Below are 15,423 nucleotides of genomic sequence, written 5' to 3'. Positions count from 1 at the left end.
CGCAACTTGCCGATCCCGGCAAGGCAAAGGATAGTCGCAGGCATGGATTGGCGCGACACCGGCATTCTTCTCTCGGCCCGCAGGCATGGCGAGACCTCGGCGATTCTCGAGGTCTTCACCGCCACGCATGGCCGCCACATGGGGGTGCTGCGCGGCGGTACCTCGCGCAAGATCGCGCCCTCGCTGCAGCCTGGCGCGCAGCTCGACCTGACATGGCGCGCCCGGCTCGAGGATCACATGGGCGCATGGACCGTCGAGCCGCAGCGCTCGCGTGCCGCCAGCGCCATGTCCGACCGCCTGTCGCTGGCCGGGCTCAACGCGGTGGTGGCGCTGTTGTCGTTCTGCCTGCCCGAGCGCGAAGCCCACCCGGCGCTCTATGCCCGCACCGAGAGCCTGCTCGATCTGCTGGCCGAGCGCGACCTCTGGCCGCTGGCCTACATGCGCTGGGAAATGGCACTGCTCGACGAGATGGGCTTTGGCCTCGATCTCTCGGCCTGCGCCGTGACCGGCACCAACGAGCCACTCGATTACGTCTCGCCGCGCACGGGGCGGGCGGTTTCGGCCTTCGGGGCGGGGGATTGGGTGGCACGGCTGCTGCCGCTGCCGCCGGTGATGCTCGGCCGGGGCACCGCGCCCGACGCCGAGATCCTCGACGCGCTGCGCACGACGGGGCATTTCCTCGAGAACCGGCTGGCCCCGGCGCTCGGCGACAGGCCGCTTCCGGCGGCGCGCGGACTGTTCCTCGACCGGCTGGCTCGACAGTCGAATTGAACTGTCGCGCGCGGCTCCCTTTCCTCGGCCCCCAAAGGGCGCTACGTATCCTCCATGCGCTGGACCCTGCCAAACACCCTCACCGCCCTTCGCCTGCTCGCCGCCCCCGGCGTTGCGGTGATGTTCCTGTATTTTTCCCGCCCGCTGGCGGACTGGTTCGCACTGCTGCTGTTCATCAGCGCCGCCGTAACCGACTGGTTCGACGGGTATATCGCCCGCGCCTGGAGCCTCGAATCAAAGCTCGGCGCAATGCTCGACCCGATCGCCGACAAGGCGATGGTGGTGATCGCCCTGATGGTGATCGTGGGCTATTCCTCAATGTCGCCGTGGCTGGTGCTGCCCGCGACCTTCATCCTCTTCCGCGAGGTCTTTGTCAGCGGCCTGCGCGAATACCTCGGCGACACCGCCGGGACGCTGAAGGTCACCAAGCTGGCGAAGTGGAAGACCACCTTCCAGATGGTCGCCATCGCGGTGCTGTTCGCGCAGGGTGTGTTCGAGCATTACCTCGCCGTCAGCGTCGAGGGGCTGTCACCCGAGCAGGTCAGTGCGATTCTCAGCCGTGAGGCTGCGGACGCGCACGGGCTGATCTGGAAGGAGCAGGGGATGCTCTGGACCGGCTATCTCGGCCTCACGCTGCTGTGGATGGCCGCCGCGCTGACGCTGATCACCGGCTGGGACTATTTCGTGAAGGCGTGGCCCCACCTGAGGGACGACAGATGATCGACGTGCTGTATTTCGCCTGGGTGCGCGAGCGCATCGGGCTGCCTAAAGAACGGCTCGAGACCTCTGCCGCCACCGTGGCGGCCTTGGTCGAGGAGCTGAAGGCGCGCGAAGAGCGCTACGAGGCGGCCTTTGCCGACCTTTCGGCGCTGCGCGTGGCCGTGGATCAGGAACTGACCGATTTCGACGCCTCGCTCGACGGCGCACGCGAGGTCGCGTTCTTTCCGCCGATGACCGGCGGCTGAGGAAGGGGCGGGCGATGTCAGCGCAGGACGGAATTCGGATCGTGGTTCAGGAGGCGCCGTTCGATTTCGGCGCCGAGGCCGAGCGCTTTGCCGCGGGCCGCACCGATCTGGGGGCCGTTGTGACCTTTACCGGCGTGGTGCGCGACGTGGCCGGCGGCCTCGACGGCATGGAGATCGAACACTATCCCGGCATGACCGAGAAGGCGCTGACCAAGATCGCCACCGAGGCGCGGACGCGCTGGTCGCTGGGCGAGGTGCTGGTGATCCACCGTTACGGCAAGATGGCGGCGGGCGAGCGCATCATGATGGTCGCCACCGCCTCGGCGCACCGCCAGCACGCCTTCGAGGCGGCGGAATACCTGATGGACTACCTGAAATCCCGCGCCCCCTTCTGGAAGAAGGAAAGCGCCGGCGGCGACCAGTCCTGGGTCGCGGCCAAGGACGAGGACGAGGCCGCGCTGGATCGCTGGTGAGCGCTGACCGGTGACGTGCCTTGCGCCCGGTGGGGGCGCGGTCATATGATCTGACCAATTCTCGCAAGATCGGATCACCCCATGCCCTTCCGCCCCGTGCATTCGGAAAAGCTCGCCGCCGCGGTGGTGCGCCAGATCGAGGAACTGATCCTGCGCGGCATCCTGCGCCCGGGCGAACGGCTCCCGGCGGAGCGCGAGCTTTCGGAGCGGCTGGGCGTGTCGCGCCCGTCGCTGCGCGAGGCGGTCTCGGATCTGCAATCGCGCGGCCTGCTGGCCTCGCGCGCGGGGGCGGGGATCTTTGTCACCGAGGCGCTGGGCTCGGCGTTTTCCGACACGCTGGTGCAGCTCTTTGCCCGCCATGACGAGGCGGTGTTCGACTACCTGAGCTTTCGCCGCGACATGGAGGGGCTGGCCGCCGAGCGCGCCGCGATCCACGGCACCGAAACCGACCTCAAGGTCATCGACGAGCTGTTCGTGCAGATGGAAACGGCACACAGCAAGCGCAACCCGGCCGACGAGGCGCGGCTCGATGCCGACTTTCATCTCGCGATCATCGAGGCCGGCCACAACGTCATCATGCTGCACATGATGCGGTCGATGTATCAGCTGCTGCGCGAGGGGGTGTTCTACAACCGCTCCGTCATGTTCAAGCAGCGCACCACCCGCGAAGCGCTGCTCGACCAGCACCGCGCCATCAACACCGCACTGCAGGCGCGCGACCCGAAAGCCGCCCGTGCCGCTGTCGAGGCGCATCTGAGCTATGTCGAGACGGCGCTGGCCGCCGACCGGCAGGCCGAACGCGACGAGGACATCGCCCGCCAGCGCTTTGAGCGGGTCCGGACGAAAGGCTGAAACGGCTTTCAGATGTCCTCGCGCTCGCGCTCGAACGAGGCCATGCCGGGGAAGGGTGGTAGCCACGGTTCGCGCCGGCAGGTCCAGAGCTCGTAGCTCGGTTCGAACGCGCCGGGGGTGTCGAGCGCCCCGAGATGAAGCTCCACCTCGTCGCCGCTGCGCGCAAAGACCGAAGAGCCGCAGGTCTCGCAGAAATGCCGCCCCTCGTAGCTACGCGTTTCCCCGGTGACACGCACGGCCGTCGCAGGGAAGACAGCGGACGCATAGAACGCCGCGCCGTGGTGCTTGCGGCAGTCCATGCAATGGCAGATCCCGACCCGATCCGGCGCGCCGCTTGCGACGAAGCGCACCGCGCCGCAGAGGCAGCCTCCACTGGTTTCGCTCATGTGCTCGCTTCCCTCTGATTAGGTTGCCATCCTTGCGGAGGCGGGCGCGGTCCGCCAGAGGCAACTGTTCTGGCCCTCTCAGGCACAGTTCCGCCGAAGCCGCGCCTCCCGACCTTGATAATTCGCCCGGACATTGGCATCTCTGAGGGGAGAGGACGACCTCCCCCAGATCGGGATATCATCCGGGACGGCCCGGCTACCAAGGAAAAGGTTGCCATGCGCTCTCCTCTTGATCGTCTTCGTCACGCCCTCAGCTTCGAAATCCTCGGCCTGCTTCTGGTCGTCCCGCTCGGCGCCATCGCGTTTCACATGCCGGTGCACGACATCGGCGTGGTCGGCATCGTCAGTGCCACGCTCGCGACCCTGTGGAACCTGATCTACAACTATCTGTTCGATCTGGGCCTGCAGCGCCGGACCGGCAGCACCGAGAAGAGCAACCGCGTCCGCATCCTGCACGCGGTGCTGTTCGAGGGTGGCCTGCTGGTGGTGCTAATGCCGTTCATCGCATGGTATCTCGGCATCTCGATCTGGCAGGCGCTGGTCATGGATGCGGCCTTTGCGGCGTTCTACATGCTCTACGCGCTGTGCTTCAATTGGGGCTACGACCGGCTGTTTCCGCTGCCCGAATGGCAGGCGGCGCGGGCCGCCGAGTAGGACGGGCTCAGTCCGACAGCCCGTCCTCGTCGAGCAGGTGACGGCCCTGCCGGTCCTCGACCTCGATCACCCAGAGATCGGGGTCGAAGCTGCGCTGTTTCGCGATGCTGGCATCGACCTCGCGCTCGTCGCCGGCGGCCAGCTCGGTCCATTGCCGGGCGCCGGTCATCAGGTCGAAGCCGCGGGTAAAGGCGCGCGCCTTGCCGTCGAGCGTGGCGAGCTTGACCAGAACCGCACCGGCATGGTCGTCGCCATGGGCGGTCACGTAGGCGGGGATGGTCTGCAGCGACAGCCGCGCAAGATAGGCGTCGACCCAGAACCGCGTCGTCAGACGGGCCACGGGCTCAGTTGCCGTCCTTGAAGTCGAGCCCCATCTCGGAATAGCGCTCTGCTTCCTCGAGCCAGTTCTCACGCACCTTCACCTGCAGGAACAGGTGCACCTTGCGGCCGAGAAACTCCTCGAGCTCGGCGCGCGCGGCCTGACCGATCGCCTTGACCGTCTCGCCCTTGCGGCCCAGCACGATGCCCTTGTGGCCGTCGCGCATGACGTAGATCATTTGATCGATGCGGGCCGAGCCGTCTTCGCGCTCTTCCCAGTTCTCGGTCTCGACGGTGAGCTGATAGGGCAGCTCCTGATGCAGGCGCAGGGTCAGCTTCTCGCGCGTCATCTCGGCGGCGATCATGCGCATCGGCAGGTCGGCGATCTGGTCCTCGGGGTAGAGCCACGGGCTCTCGGGCACCTCGCCCGCCAGCCAGGCGCGCAGGTCCTTCACGCCGTGGCCCTTCTCGGCTGAGATCATGAAGGTCTTGGCGAAGGCGTAGCGCTCGTTGAGATCCTCGGTCAGCTTCAGCAGCACCTTGGACTCGACGCGGTCGATCTTGTTGATTGCCAGCGCCACGGTGCGGCCCTTGGGCAGATCGGCCAGCCCCTCGAGGATGCGCTCGACGCCCTCGGTGATGCCGCGATGGGCCTCGACCAGCAGCACGATGATGTCGGCATCCGCTGCCCCGCCCCAGGCCGCGGCAACCATGGCGCGGTCGAGCCGGCGGCGCGGTTTGAACAGGCCCGGCGTGTCGACGAAGACAAGCTGGCTGTCGCCCTCCATCGCCACGCCGCGGATGCGGGCGCGGGTGGTCTGCACCTTGTGGGTGACGATGCTCACCTTGGCCCCCACCATGCGGTTGGTGAGGGTGGATTTGCCCGCGTTGGGCTCTCCGATCAGGGCGACAAATCCGGCGCGTGTGGTCATGGGCTGGTCCGTTGGGGGAATGATCCGCATCACATAGTCGTTTTTTGCACAAAGAGCCATAGGATGCGGTGATGGCAGGGCGCAGACTCTGCCTTATATAACGAGCGTTCCGACTCGGAGCGGCGCGGAAGGAGACTTTGATGCGACAGGTTCATGCGGCGGCTTTGGCGTTGATGACCATGGGGCTGGCCACGGTGGCCGGTGCCGAGACCCTCTATGTCCCGACCATCCACGCCCTGCAGGGCGACGGCAGCTACCGCGACTCGCCGCTCAAGGGAAGCGAGCAGGGCGTTCCCCTTGCCGAGTGCCAGAGCCAGGCGAAACGTTGGAAGTCGAAGAACGCGCAGGCCATCGCGCTGGCGCAGGAATCGCTTGGCGGCGCGCGGCGCGATCCCGCCATCGAGGTAAGCTGCGAGACGCGCTGACGATCAGGCCGGACCTGCGGCAGGCCGGGGCTTGCCGCTGCGCAGGAGGGTGTAGACCCCGCTGACCACGATCAGCAGCCCGCCCGCCAGCGTCCACACATCCGGGCGCTCGCCGAAGAACAGGAAGGCGAAGGTCAGCGCCACCAGGAGCCGCGAGTAGCGGAACGGGGCCACCACCGAGACCTCGCCCACCCGCATCGCGCGGGTGAGAGCGGTGTAGGCAGCAACGCCCACGACCCCGATCAGCAACAGCCGGACAAGCTCGGTGCCGGTGGGCAGCCGCGGCGGGGCGGGATCGAAGGGCAGCAGTATCAGCCCGGCGACGATCAGCACCGCGAAGCCCAGCACGCCGAGCTGGTTGGTCGAGACCGCCGGCGGGCTGGCGCGGGTGAACAGATCGCGCATCGCAAAGCCGATCATGCCCGCGACCGCCAGAAGCGCGTCGGGGCGGAAGGCGTCTGGCGTCGGGCGCAGGATCATCAGCACGCCGATAAATCCCACCGCCATCGCGATCCAGCGCCGCGGGCCGACCCGCTCGCCCAGCAGCAGCGCGGCCCCCGCGGTCACCACCAGCGGGGCCGCCTGCAGGATCGACGAGGTGACGGCGAGCGGCGTGTAGGCCAGCGACAGGGCAAAGAACAGCCGGCCGATGATTTCAAAAAAGGTCCGGATCATCAGGCTCGGGCGCAGGATCGCGGGGTGCAACAGCGGCTCGTGTGCGCGCATTGTGAGCAGCACGTAGATCGCGGTGCCGGTGATGCCGAAGATCAGCGTCGCCTCGCCGGGCGGCAGGGCCGGGGTCACCGATTTGAAGAGCGCGTCCTCAATGGCGAACAGCGTCATGGCGGCGCACATGAACAGCGCGCCCAGCATATTGCCCGAGGCGTCGCGCTCAGCCACCCGTCACCTTGGCAAGCAGCGCCGCGGCGGCCTCCTGCTCGGCCTTGCGCTTGGCCCCCGCGGTGGCCTGCGCCGTCTCGCCGGAGGTGAGCCGCGCCTCGATGGTGAAGACCGGGGCGTGATCGGGGCCGGAGCGTGCGGTCTCGACATAGGCCGGCGGCGGCATCCCGCGCGCCTGTGCCCATTCCTGCAGTGAGGTCTTGGCATCGCGGGCGTCCTCGTCGACCCGCGTGACCCGGTCGCCCCAGAGCCGGCGCACCAGTTCCTTGGCGGCGTCGAACCCGGCGTCGAGATAGACCGCCGCGATCACCGCCTCCATGGCGTCGCCCAGCAGGGCCAGCTTGCGCCGCCCGCCAGACATCATCTCGGAGCGGCCGAGCTTCAGCGCGGCCCCGAGATCGATTTCGCGCGCCACGTCGGCACAGGCTTCCTTGCGCACCAGCGCATTGAAGCGCGGCGCAAGCTGGCCTTCCGAGGCGTTGCGGTCGTCGGCGAGCAGCGCCTCGGCCATGACGAGGCCGAGCACCCGGTCGCCAAGGAACTCGAGGCGCTGGTTGTCCTCGCGGCCCGGGGCCGACATCGAGGAATGCGTCAGCGCTCGGCGCAGCAGCTCGGGCCGGTCGAAGCGGTGGCCGAGACGCTCTTCGAGCGCGATGATCTCGGCAGAGCGTTTCATTGCAGCTTGTGGAAGAAGCGGTCGCCGCGCCATGTCCAGAAGAACAGCATCGAGCGGCCGGAGGACGAGAAGACCACGCGGTTGGCCTTGCCGATCAGGTTCTCGAAGGGCACGAAGCCGACGCCGCCGGCGGCGCTGGGCACGCGGCTGTCGGACGAGTTGTCGCGGTTGTCGCCCATCATGAAGTAATGGCCTTCGGGCACGGTGTAGACGCGGGTGTTGTCCGAGCCCTGCATGGCGATGTTGAGGATGTCATGCGTCTTTCCGTTGGGCAGGGTCTCGGTCCAGCGCGATTTCTCGCAGACGCCGCCGGTGCCCACGGGGCCGTTCTCGCAGCGCGGGCGCAGCTGTTGCGGGCCCTGCGGCTCGGCGGTCTCGGAGAAGGTGCCGTTGCGCTCGACCTGCACCGGTTCGCCGTTGATCGAGAGCACGCCGTTGATCATCTGGATGCGATCGCCCGGCATGCCGATGACGCGCTTGATGAAGTCGCGCCCGCTGACCGGGTGGCGGAACACCGCGATGTCGCCGCGCTCGGGTTCGGAGCCGAAGATGCGGCCGTTGTCATCGCCGAGCCATCCGCAGATGTCCTTGGCGTCGATGTCGAGGCCGACCACCGGCAGGCGGATCGACGGGCAGGAGGCGTAGGAGTAGCCGTAGCTCATCTTGTTGACGAAGAGAAAGTCGCCGATCAGCAGCGTGTCCTTCATCGAGCCGGAGGGGATCCAGAAGGGCTGAAAGAACAGGGTCCGGAACACGCCCGCGATCAGAAGCGCGTAGACGATCGTCTTGACGGTCTCGAGGAAGCCGCCGGTTTCTTTCTTTTTTGCCATGAAACATGCCTTTCGCGCCGTCTGACACCGGCTTCATGGTCGGCAGGCGATGCGGTGTCAAGACAGCCGACCGGCGACCGCGGCGTTGCGTCCCGCAATCGCGCGGGCCGCGCGGGATCAGGCCGAGGGCACGACGACGATCTCGGTGCCCCAGTCGGCGCAGCGCTCAGCCAGCGGGCCGGGCAGGGGGGCGTCGGTGAACAGCGTGTCGATCTGGCTCAACGAGCCGATGCGCGCCGGGGCGCTTCGGGTGCGCTTGGAGGCGTCGGCCACGAGGAAGGTGCGCCGGGACTGGCGCAGGATGGCCTGACTCACGCCGACCTCCTGGATGTCGAAATCGAGCAGGTCGCCCTCGCCATCGAGCGCCGAACAGCCGATCACCGCGAGGTCGAACTTGAACTGCCCGATGGTGCCGGCGGCAAGATTGCCGACCAGCCCGCCATCCGAGCGCCGCAGGTGCCCGCCGGTCACGATGACCTCGCAATCGGGGTTGCCGGCGAGGATGTTGGCGACGTTCATGTTGTTGGTGACCACCAGCAGGTTGCGGTGGGTGAGAAGCTGGCGCGCCACCGCCTCGGTGCTGGTGCCGATGTTGAGGAACAGCGAAATGTCGTCGGGGATCTGCTCGGCGCAGGCCCGCGCGATGGCGCTCTTGGCGGCGGGGTTGAGCTCGCGCCGTTCCTCGTAGCCGATATTGACCGTTCCGGAGGGCAGCACCGCCCCGCCATGCACCCGGTCGAGCTGGCCCGCCTCGGCAAGGTCGGCGAGGTCTCGGCGGATGGTCTGCAGGGTGACGCCGAAATGCTGCGCCAGACGCTCGACGCTGACCTTGCCGTCGCGGCGCGCGATCTCGAGGATTTCCGGGTGGCGAAAAGAGCTGGACATGCGGGGCTTTCGTTTTTGTTCGCAACTGTGCCGTTGCCGGGCGCATCCCGCAAGGGCGACGCGCGAATTTGCCGATAAATCGGTCTGGGTGCGGTGTCTTGTTACCGCCCTGACCTGCCCATGGTGGTGCGGCGCCCTGCATCGCCGAGGATTTTCGGTTTTGAGCGCGGTTTTCTGCCAGTTTTTCGGAAGCGAAAGAAAGCGAAAGCGTTTGACTTGCGAGACGGCTGTGCTTTCGGCATACCGACAGCACGCATATCGCAGCAAGGACAGAGCCATGGCAGACCAGCACACGCGAGACGCGACGGATCTCTTCATCATCGGCGGCGGCATCAACGGCTGCGGCATCGCCCGCGACGCCGCCGGTCGCGGCCTGTCGGTTCGGCTGGCCGAGATGAACGACCTCGCCTCGGCAACCTCCTCGGCCTCGACCAAGTTGTTCCATGGCGGGCTGCGCTATCTCGAGTATTTCGAGTTCCGGCTGGTGCGCGAGGCGCTGATCGAACGCGAAGTGCTGCTGCGCGCCATGCCCCATATCAGCTGGCCGATGCGCTTCGTGCTGCCCTACCACAAGGACATGCGCTTCGAGAGCGACACGCCGACCTCGAAGCTGCTCACCACCGTCATGCCGTGGATGAAGGGCCGCCGCCCGGCCTGGCTGATCCGGCTGGGGCTGTTCATGTACGACCACCTCGGCGGGCGGAAGATCCTGCCGGGCACCTCCACCGTCTCGCTCGAGGGCACGCCCGAGGGTGTGCCGCTCGAAGACCGGTTCGAGACGGCTTACGAGTATTCCGACTGCTGGGTGCAGGATTCGCGGCTCGTGGTGCTCAACGCCCGCGATGCCGAGGCGCGCGGCGCTGAAATCATGACCCGCACCAAGGTTCTGTCGGCAGCGCGCGAGGGAGAGCTGTGGCGGGTCGAGGTGCAGAACACCCGGACCGGCGAAACCGCCACGCATTTCGCGCGGATGCTGGTCAACGCGGGCGGGCCGTGGGTTGGCGACATCATCCACGAGAAGGTGCATCTCAACGTCAAGGAGGGCGTCCGGCTGGTGCGCGGCTCGCATATCGTGACGCGTCGCCTCTACGATCATGACAAGTGCTACTTCTTTCAGGGCACCGACGGACGGATCATCTTCGCCATTCCCTACGAAGAGGATTTCACCCTGATCGGCACCACCGATGCCGAGCATCTCGACCCCGACAAGCGGCCCGAGTGCACCCCCGAAGAGCAGCAATACCTGATCGACTTCGCCAACCGCTACTTCAAGCAGGAGATCACGTCCGAGGACGTGGTCTGGACCTATTCCGGCGTGCGCCCGCTTTATGACGATGGCGCCAGCAGCGCCACGGCGGCCACCCGCGACTACACCATCAAGGTCGAGAGCGCGGGCGGGGCGCCCTTGCTGAACGTGTTCGGCGGAAAGATCACCACCTATCGCCGCCTCGCCGAGAGCGCGCTCGAGAGGATCGCCGAGAACCTGCCGGGCGTGAGCGGGCCGTGGACCGCCGGGGTCACCCTGCCGGGCGGGGATTTCCCGGTCGACGGCGTGCCGGCGCAGATATCGGGGCTGCAGCGCTCCTACCCGTTCCTGAGCGAGCGCTGGGCGCGTCGGCTGGTCAGGCATTACGGCACCGAGGCACGCGAGATTCTGGGCGAGGCCAAGGACATCGAGGCGCTCGGCCCGATGTTCGGCGGCGATCTCACCGGCGCCGAGGTCGACTGGCTGATGAATCGCGAATACGCTCGCACCGCGGAGGACGTGCTGTGGCGCCGCAGCAAGCTCGGCCTGCGCCAGAGCGAGGCGCAGGTGGCGGCGCTGGAGGATTACATGCAGGCGCCCCACCGTCGCGTCGACACGCGTGTCGGCTAACTGGCCGGGGGCTGCGACTGCACCAGATTGAGCGGCATGGCCTGCCGCAGGGTTAAGACCGGAGGGGGAGACATGGGCTATATTCTCGCAATCGATCAGGGCACGACCTCGAGCCGCGCGATCCTGTTCGACAAGGACCTGAGCATCGCCGCCTCGGCGCAGGAGGAGTTCGAGCAGCACTACCCCGCCTCGGGCTGGGTCGAACATGACTGTTCGGACCTTTGGACCACCACGGCGGCGACCTGCCGCGGCGTGATGGAGAAGGCCGGTGTGCGCGCCGCGGACATCGCCGGCATCGGCATCACCAACCAGCGCGAGACCACGCTGGTCTGGGATCGCAAGAGCGGCCGCCCGATCCACAATGCCATCGTCTGGCAGGACCGGCGCACCTCGGAGTTCTGCAAGCGCCTCAAGGCCGAGGGCCACGAGGCGGTGGTGACGGAAAAGACCGGCCTGCTGCTGGATCCGTATTTCTCGGCCACCAAGGTGGCGTGGATCCTCGACAATGTCGACGGCGCGCGCGCCCGGGCCGAGGCCGGGGAGCTGGCCTTCGGCACCGTCGACAGCTGGCTGATCTGGAACATGACCGCGGGCCATGTGCACGTGACCGACGCCACCAATGCCGCCCGCACCATGCTCTACGACATCAGCAAGGGGCGCTGGTCCTCGACCATGTGCGAGATGCTGGGCATCCCGATGTCGATGCTGCCCGAGGTGAAGGATTGCGCCGCCGATTTCGGCATGGCGCGGGCCGATCTCTTCGGTGCCGAGATCCCGATCCTCGGCGTCGCCGGCGACCAGCAGGCGGCGACCATTGGTCAGGCCTGCTTCCGGCCGGGGATGCTGAAATCGACCTATGGCACCGGCTGTTTCGCGCTGCTCAACACCGGCGAAGAGCTGGTGCGCTCGCAGAACCGGCTGCTCTCGACCATCGCCTACCAGCTCGACGGCAAGCGCACCTATGCGCTCGAGGGCTCGATCTTCATTGCCGGCGCGGTGGTGCAATGGCTGCGCGACGGCATCAAAGTCATTCGCCACGCCAAGGAGACCCAGCCGCTGGCTGAGGCCGCCGATTCCGCGCAGGATCTGGTGCTGGTGCCGGCGTTCACCGGGCTCGGGGCGCCGTACTGGAACGCCGAGTGCCGCGGCGCGATCTTCGGCATGACGCGCAACAGCGGCCCGGCGGAGTTCGCCCGCGCGGCGCTCGAAAGCGTGGGCTACCAGACCCGCGACCTGCTCGACGCGATGCGCGCCGACTGGAAGGGGGGCGAAGAGGCGGCGCTGCGGGTCGATGGCGGCATGAGCGCCAACGACTTCGCCATGCAGTTCCTCGCCGACATCACCGGCGCGCCGGTGGACCGACCGGAGGTGCTCGAGACCACGGCGATGGGCGCGGCGTGGCTCGCCGGTCAGCGCGCCGGGATCTATCCGGGGATGGAGCAATTCGCCGAGGGCTGGGCGCTCGAGCGGCAGTTCGAGCCGGAGATGGAGGACGATCTGCGCAAGGAGAAGTATGCCGCGTGGAAGCGCGCGGTGGACGCGGCGCAGAAGTTCTGAGGTCGGGCCGGCGCGGAACAAGGCGCGGAACGCGCCGCCGCGCCATCGGCAGTCCGCCCCACCGGGCTGGCGATCTGGTTAGGTCGGGGGACGCGTGTCGACGTTCTTCGGACTTGGCCGGGATAAATCGAGAGGGTCAAATTTCGGATCGCCATCCCGCGGGCTGCCTCTGACACGGCGCCGCCAAGGCTGGAACTTCAGCCCAGAAGGCGCCGCGCAATGACCTGCGCCTGGATCTCGGCGGCACCCTCGAAGATATTAAGGATGCGGGCATCGCACAGGATGCGGCTCACGGTGTATTCCAGCGCGAAACCGTTGCCGCCGTGGATCTGCAGCGCATTGTCGGCATTCGCCCAGGCCACGCGCGCGCCGAGCAGCTTGGCCATGCCGGCCTCGAGGTCGCAGCGGATGCCCTCGTCCTTCTCGCGCGCCGAGAAATAGGTGAGCTGTCGGGCGATCATGATCTCAACCGCCATCATCGCGAGCTTGCCCGACACCCGCGGGAAGGCGATCAGCGGTTTGCCGAACTGCTTGCGCTCTTCCGCGTAGCGCATCCCGACATCGAGCGCCGCCTGCGCCACGCCGATGGCGCGGGCCGCGGTCTGGATGCGGGCGCTCTCGAAGGTGGCCATGAGCTGCTTGAAGCCCTTGCCTTCCTCGCCGCCGAGGAGGTTCTCGCCCTTGACCTTGAAGCCGTCGAAGCCGAGCTCGTATTCCTTCATGCCGCGATAGCCCAGCACCTCGATCTCGCCGCCGGTCATGCCCTCGGTCGGGAACGGGTCGGTGTCGGTGCCGGGGGTCTTCTCGGCTAGGAACATCGACAGCCCCTTGTAATCGTCGGTCGAGGGATCGGTGCGGGCCAGCAGCGTCATCACGTGGGTGCGCGCGGCGTGGGTGATCCAGGTCTTGTTGCCGGTAACGGAGTAATCGCCGTTGTCGTCCCTGACCGCGCGGGTGCGCAAGCTGCCGAGGTCGGAGCCGGTGTTGGGCTCGGTGAACACGGCGGTGGGAAGCGTTTCACCGGAGGCCAGCGCCGGCAGCCATTTCTGCTTCTGCGCCTCGGTGCCGCCGGCGAGGATCAGCTCGGCGGCGATCTCGGAGCGGGTACCCAGCGACCCCACCCCGATATAGCCGCGCGACAGCTCTTCCGAGACCACGCACATCGACGCCTTGGACAGGCCGAACCCGCCGTATTCCTCGGGAATGGTCAGGCCGAACACGCCCATCTCGGCCAGCTCTTCGATGACTTCCATCGGGATCAGCTCGTCCTTCAGGTGCCACTCGTGGGCGAAGGGTTCGACCTTGTCGACGGCATAGCGGCGGAACTGCTCGCGGATCATCTCGAGCTCTTCGTCGAGCGCGGTTTTCCCCACGGTGATCTCGGCCGCGCGTTCCTGCATCAGTTCCACGAGGCGCGCGCGGGCGGCCTGGCTGTTGCCACGCGCCATCAGCGTCTCGGTGGCGTCGGTGCGCAGCGCGGCGGCGGCCTCGGTGCTGACGCCCAGATCCGGAAGGCGCACCATTTCACCCTGGTTCATCTGGATGCCGCCGGCGATCTGGTTCAGGTACTCGCCGAACGCGATCTGGTGGATCAGCTGTTCGACCTCGCCGAAGCCGCCTTCGGCGGTCAGCTTGTCGGCCCAATACTGCATCTGGCGCAGGCTCTCGACATAGGTGGCGAGCCAGGCAAGCCCGTGCGCGGCGAACTGGTTCTCTTCGATCAGCCTGCCGGAGACGCGACCGTCCTCTTCGACCATGGCGCGCACCGAGGCGCGCGCGGCTTCGAACACCGCTTCGGCAGGGGCGATGGCGGCCTTCGTGAGGCCGATGAGATCGTCGAGCAGGATGCTCTGGCCGAGGGCGATGTCCTGTCCGTCATGTGCCATGAATCACTTCCTTCTCCTGGGTCATGCAGGGGATACCGGCTTTGCAGGTGCAGCGCAACAAAAATGCCAAAAGGATTGCTTTAGGGTTCTATTGTTGCGCGTAAATTTTGGAAAACACATGCTGCGCGCGCATGGTATGAGCGTTGCATGGACACGATTTTCAGCCTGATCCCGCCCTCCCTGCTCATGGTCTCCTTCGCCGTCGCCGCCGTGGCGGGGCTGATCAAGGGCATGGTCGGATTTGCCCTGCCGATGATCCTCATCTCGGGCCTCGGCAGCTTCCTGTCGCCCGAGCTGGCGCTCGCGGGGCTGATCCTGCCGGCGCTGATCAGCAACACGGTGCAGGCGCTGCAGCATGGCCTCGGGCCGGCGCTGGCCTCGCTCAAGCGCTTCCGGGTGTTCCTTGGCGCCGGCCTGCTCTGCCTCCTGCTCTCGTCGCAGCTTGTCCGGGTGCTGCCCGTCCCGGTTCTGCTGGCGATGATCGGCGGGCCGGTGGCGCTGTTCTGCATCATGCAGCTGGCCGGCTGGCGGCCGCATCTGAAGAACGGGCAGAACCGCCTTGCCGAGCTGGGGATCGGCAGCGTCGCGGGGTTCATCGGCGGCATGTCGGGGGTCTGGGGGCCGCCGATGGTGGCCTATCTCACCGCCATCGACACCGAGAAGCGTGAGCAGATCCGCGTGCAGGGCGTGGCCTACGGGCTTGGCGCGCTGTCGCTGACCGGGGCGCATACGGTGTCGGGCGTGCTCAACGCGCAGACGGTGTGGTTCTCGGCCCTGCTCGTGGTGCCGTCGATGCTGGGCATGTGGTTCGGCATGAAGGTGCATGACCGCATCGATCAGGCGGCGTTCCGCAAGATCACCCTCTGGGTGCTGCTGATCGCGGCGCTGAACCTGCTGCGCCGCGCGTTCCTCGGCTAAGGGTTTTGTCCGGGCGCTCGGCTGCCTGTTGTCGTGCAGGTCGGCAGGACCCGTGCGGAGGGGGAGGAGAGGGAGAGGCAAGGCGACGGGCAATGGGCGGGGACGCCTTGCAGTGCCCA

General features: G+C 67.2%; 18 protein-coding genes. 10 read left to right on the top strand and 8 right to left on the bottom strand.

Annotated features, from left to right (window positions below; genetic code table 11):
* Positions 1-42: 42 nt before the first annotated feature.
* From recO to LCM15_RS20460, 5 genes are all read left to right on the top strand, one after another.
* Complete coding sequence (gene recO / locus LCM15_RS20480) at positions 43-771, top strand: DNA repair protein RecO (protein ID WP_224859685.1); 729 nt, start codon at positions 43-45, stop codon at positions 769-771.
* Positions 772-825: 54 nt separating this feature from the next.
* Positions 826-1,491, top strand: coding sequence for a CDP-diacylglycerol--glycerol-3-phosphate 3-phosphatidyltransferase (gene pgsA / locus LCM15_RS20475; RefSeq protein WP_224859684.1), 666 nt, complete (start codon positions 826-828; stop codon positions 1,489-1,491).
* Positions 1,488-1,736 carry a molybdopterin converting factor subunit 1 gene (moaD, locus tag LCM15_RS20470; protein ID WP_224859683.1) on the top strand — a complete coding sequence of 83 codons (249 nt, stop codon included), beginning with the start codon at positions 1,488-1,490 and terminating at the stop codon, positions 1,734-1,736. The genes pgsA and moaD overlap by 4 nt, the downstream gene beginning before the upstream one ends.
* A 14-nt stretch (positions 1,737-1,750) precedes the next feature.
* On the top strand, positions 1,751-2,209 hold the full coding sequence (locus LCM15_RS20465; protein ID WP_224859682.1) for a molybdenum cofactor biosynthesis protein MoaE: 459 nt from the start codon (positions 1,751-1,753) through the stop codon (positions 2,207-2,209).
* 81 nt (positions 2,210-2,290) lie between these two features.
* Positions 2,291-3,061: a FadR/GntR family transcriptional regulator gene (locus LCM15_RS20460; RefSeq protein ID WP_224859681.1), complete on the top strand. Its 771-nt coding sequence runs from the start codon at positions 2,291-2,293 to the stop codon at positions 3,059-3,061.
* A gap of 8 nt (positions 3,062-3,069) precedes the next feature.
* On the opposite strand, the gene LCM15_RS20455 is transcribed toward LCM15_RS20460, so the two are convergent.
* A complete protein-coding gene (locus tag LCM15_RS20455; protein WP_224859680.1) occupies positions 3,070-3,447 on the bottom strand; it encodes a GFA family protein in 378 nt (125 codons plus the stop codon).
* Positions 3,448-3,663: 216 nt separating this feature from the next.
* Between LCM15_RS20455 and LCM15_RS20450 the strand changes: the two genes are divergently transcribed.
* Positions 3,664-4,101, top strand: coding sequence for a PACE efflux transporter (locus LCM15_RS20450; protein ID WP_224859679.1), 438 nt, complete (start codon positions 3,664-3,666; stop codon positions 4,099-4,101).
* A gap of 7 nt (positions 4,102-4,108) precedes the next feature.
* Here LCM15_RS20450 and LCM15_RS20445 read toward each other — a convergent pair whose 3' ends face one another.
* Together LCM15_RS20445 and era are read right to left on the bottom strand one after the other, a co-directional pair.
* Positions 4,109-4,441: a DUF1491 family protein gene (locus tag LCM15_RS20445; RefSeq protein ID WP_224859678.1), complete on the bottom strand. Its 333-nt coding sequence runs from the start codon at positions 4,439-4,441 to the stop codon at positions 4,109-4,111.
* A gap of 4 nt (positions 4,442-4,445) precedes the next feature.
* Positions 4,446-5,351, bottom strand: a complete 906-nt coding sequence (gene era / locus LCM15_RS20440; protein ID WP_224859677.1) for a GTPase Era — start codon at positions 5,349-5,351, stop codon at positions 4,446-4,448.
* 140 nt (positions 5,352-5,491) lie between these two features.
* Between era and LCM15_RS20435 the strand changes: the two genes are divergently transcribed.
* On the top strand, positions 5,492-5,776 hold the full coding sequence (locus LCM15_RS20435; RefSeq protein WP_224859676.1) for a hypothetical protein: 285 nt from the start codon (positions 5,492-5,494) through the stop codon (positions 5,774-5,776).
* Between the two features lie 3 nt (positions 5,777-5,779).
* On the opposite strand, the gene LCM15_RS20430 is transcribed toward LCM15_RS20435, so the two are convergent.
* The 4 genes from LCM15_RS20430 to LCM15_RS20415 form a co-directional block, all read right to left on the bottom strand.
* Complete coding sequence (locus LCM15_RS20430; protein WP_224859717.1) at positions 5,780-6,649, bottom strand: DMT family transporter; 870 nt, start codon at positions 6,647-6,649, stop codon at positions 5,780-5,782.
* 19 nt (positions 6,650-6,668) lie between these two features.
* The gene (gene rnc, locus LCM15_RS20425) at positions 6,669-7,352 is read right to left on the bottom strand and encodes a ribonuclease III (RefSeq protein ID WP_224859675.1); all 684 of its coding nucleotides are present in this window, start codon (positions 7,350-7,352) and stop codon (positions 6,669-6,671) included.
* The gene (lepB, locus tag LCM15_RS20420; RefSeq protein ID WP_224859674.1) at positions 7,349-8,182 is read right to left on the bottom strand and encodes a signal peptidase I; all 834 of its coding nucleotides are present in this window, start codon (positions 8,180-8,182) and stop codon (positions 7,349-7,351) included. Before lepB ends, rnc begins: the two co-directional genes overlap by 4 nt.
* 117 nt (positions 8,183-8,299) lie before the next feature.
* Positions 8,300-9,067, bottom strand: a complete 768-nt coding sequence (locus LCM15_RS20415; RefSeq protein ID WP_224859673.1) for a DeoR/GlpR family DNA-binding transcription regulator — start codon at positions 9,065-9,067, stop codon at positions 8,300-8,302.
* 277 nt (positions 9,068-9,344) lie between these two features.
* Between LCM15_RS20415 and glpD the strand changes: the two genes are divergently transcribed.
* Together glpD and glpK are read left to right on the top strand one after the other, a co-directional pair.
* Positions 9,345-10,943 carry a glycerol-3-phosphate dehydrogenase gene (gene glpD, locus LCM15_RS20410; RefSeq protein WP_224859672.1) on the top strand — a complete coding sequence of 533 codons (1,599 nt, stop codon included), beginning with the start codon at positions 9,345-9,347 and terminating at the stop codon, positions 10,941-10,943.
* Positions 10,944-11,015: 72 nt separating this feature from the next.
* Positions 11,016-12,500, top strand: coding sequence for a glycerol kinase GlpK (gene glpK, locus LCM15_RS20405; protein WP_224859671.1), 1,485 nt, complete (start codon positions 11,016-11,018; stop codon positions 12,498-12,500).
* A 197-nt stretch (positions 12,501-12,697) separates the two neighbouring features.
* Here glpK and LCM15_RS20400 read toward each other — a convergent pair whose 3' ends face one another.
* Positions 12,698-14,386, bottom strand: a complete 1,689-nt coding sequence (locus LCM15_RS20400) for an acyl-CoA dehydrogenase family protein (protein WP_224859670.1) — start codon at positions 14,384-14,386, stop codon at positions 12,698-12,700.
* Between the two features lie 147 nt (positions 14,387-14,533).
* Between LCM15_RS20400 and LCM15_RS20395 the strand changes: the two genes are divergently transcribed.
* The gene (locus LCM15_RS20395) at positions 14,534-15,304 is read left to right on the top strand and encodes a sulfite exporter TauE/SafE family protein (RefSeq protein WP_224859669.1); all 771 of its coding nucleotides are present in this window, start codon (positions 14,534-14,536) and stop codon (positions 15,302-15,304) included.
* Positions 15,305-15,423 lie beyond the last annotated feature (119 nt).

The organism is Salipiger bermudensis (assembly GCF_020171625.1).
GTDB lineage: Bacteria > Pseudomonadota > Alphaproteobacteria > Rhodobacterales > Rhodobacteraceae > Salipiger > Salipiger bermudensis_B.
Note: the sequence above shows the minus strand (reverse complement) of the source record. Positions and strands in the feature narration are given on the sequence as shown.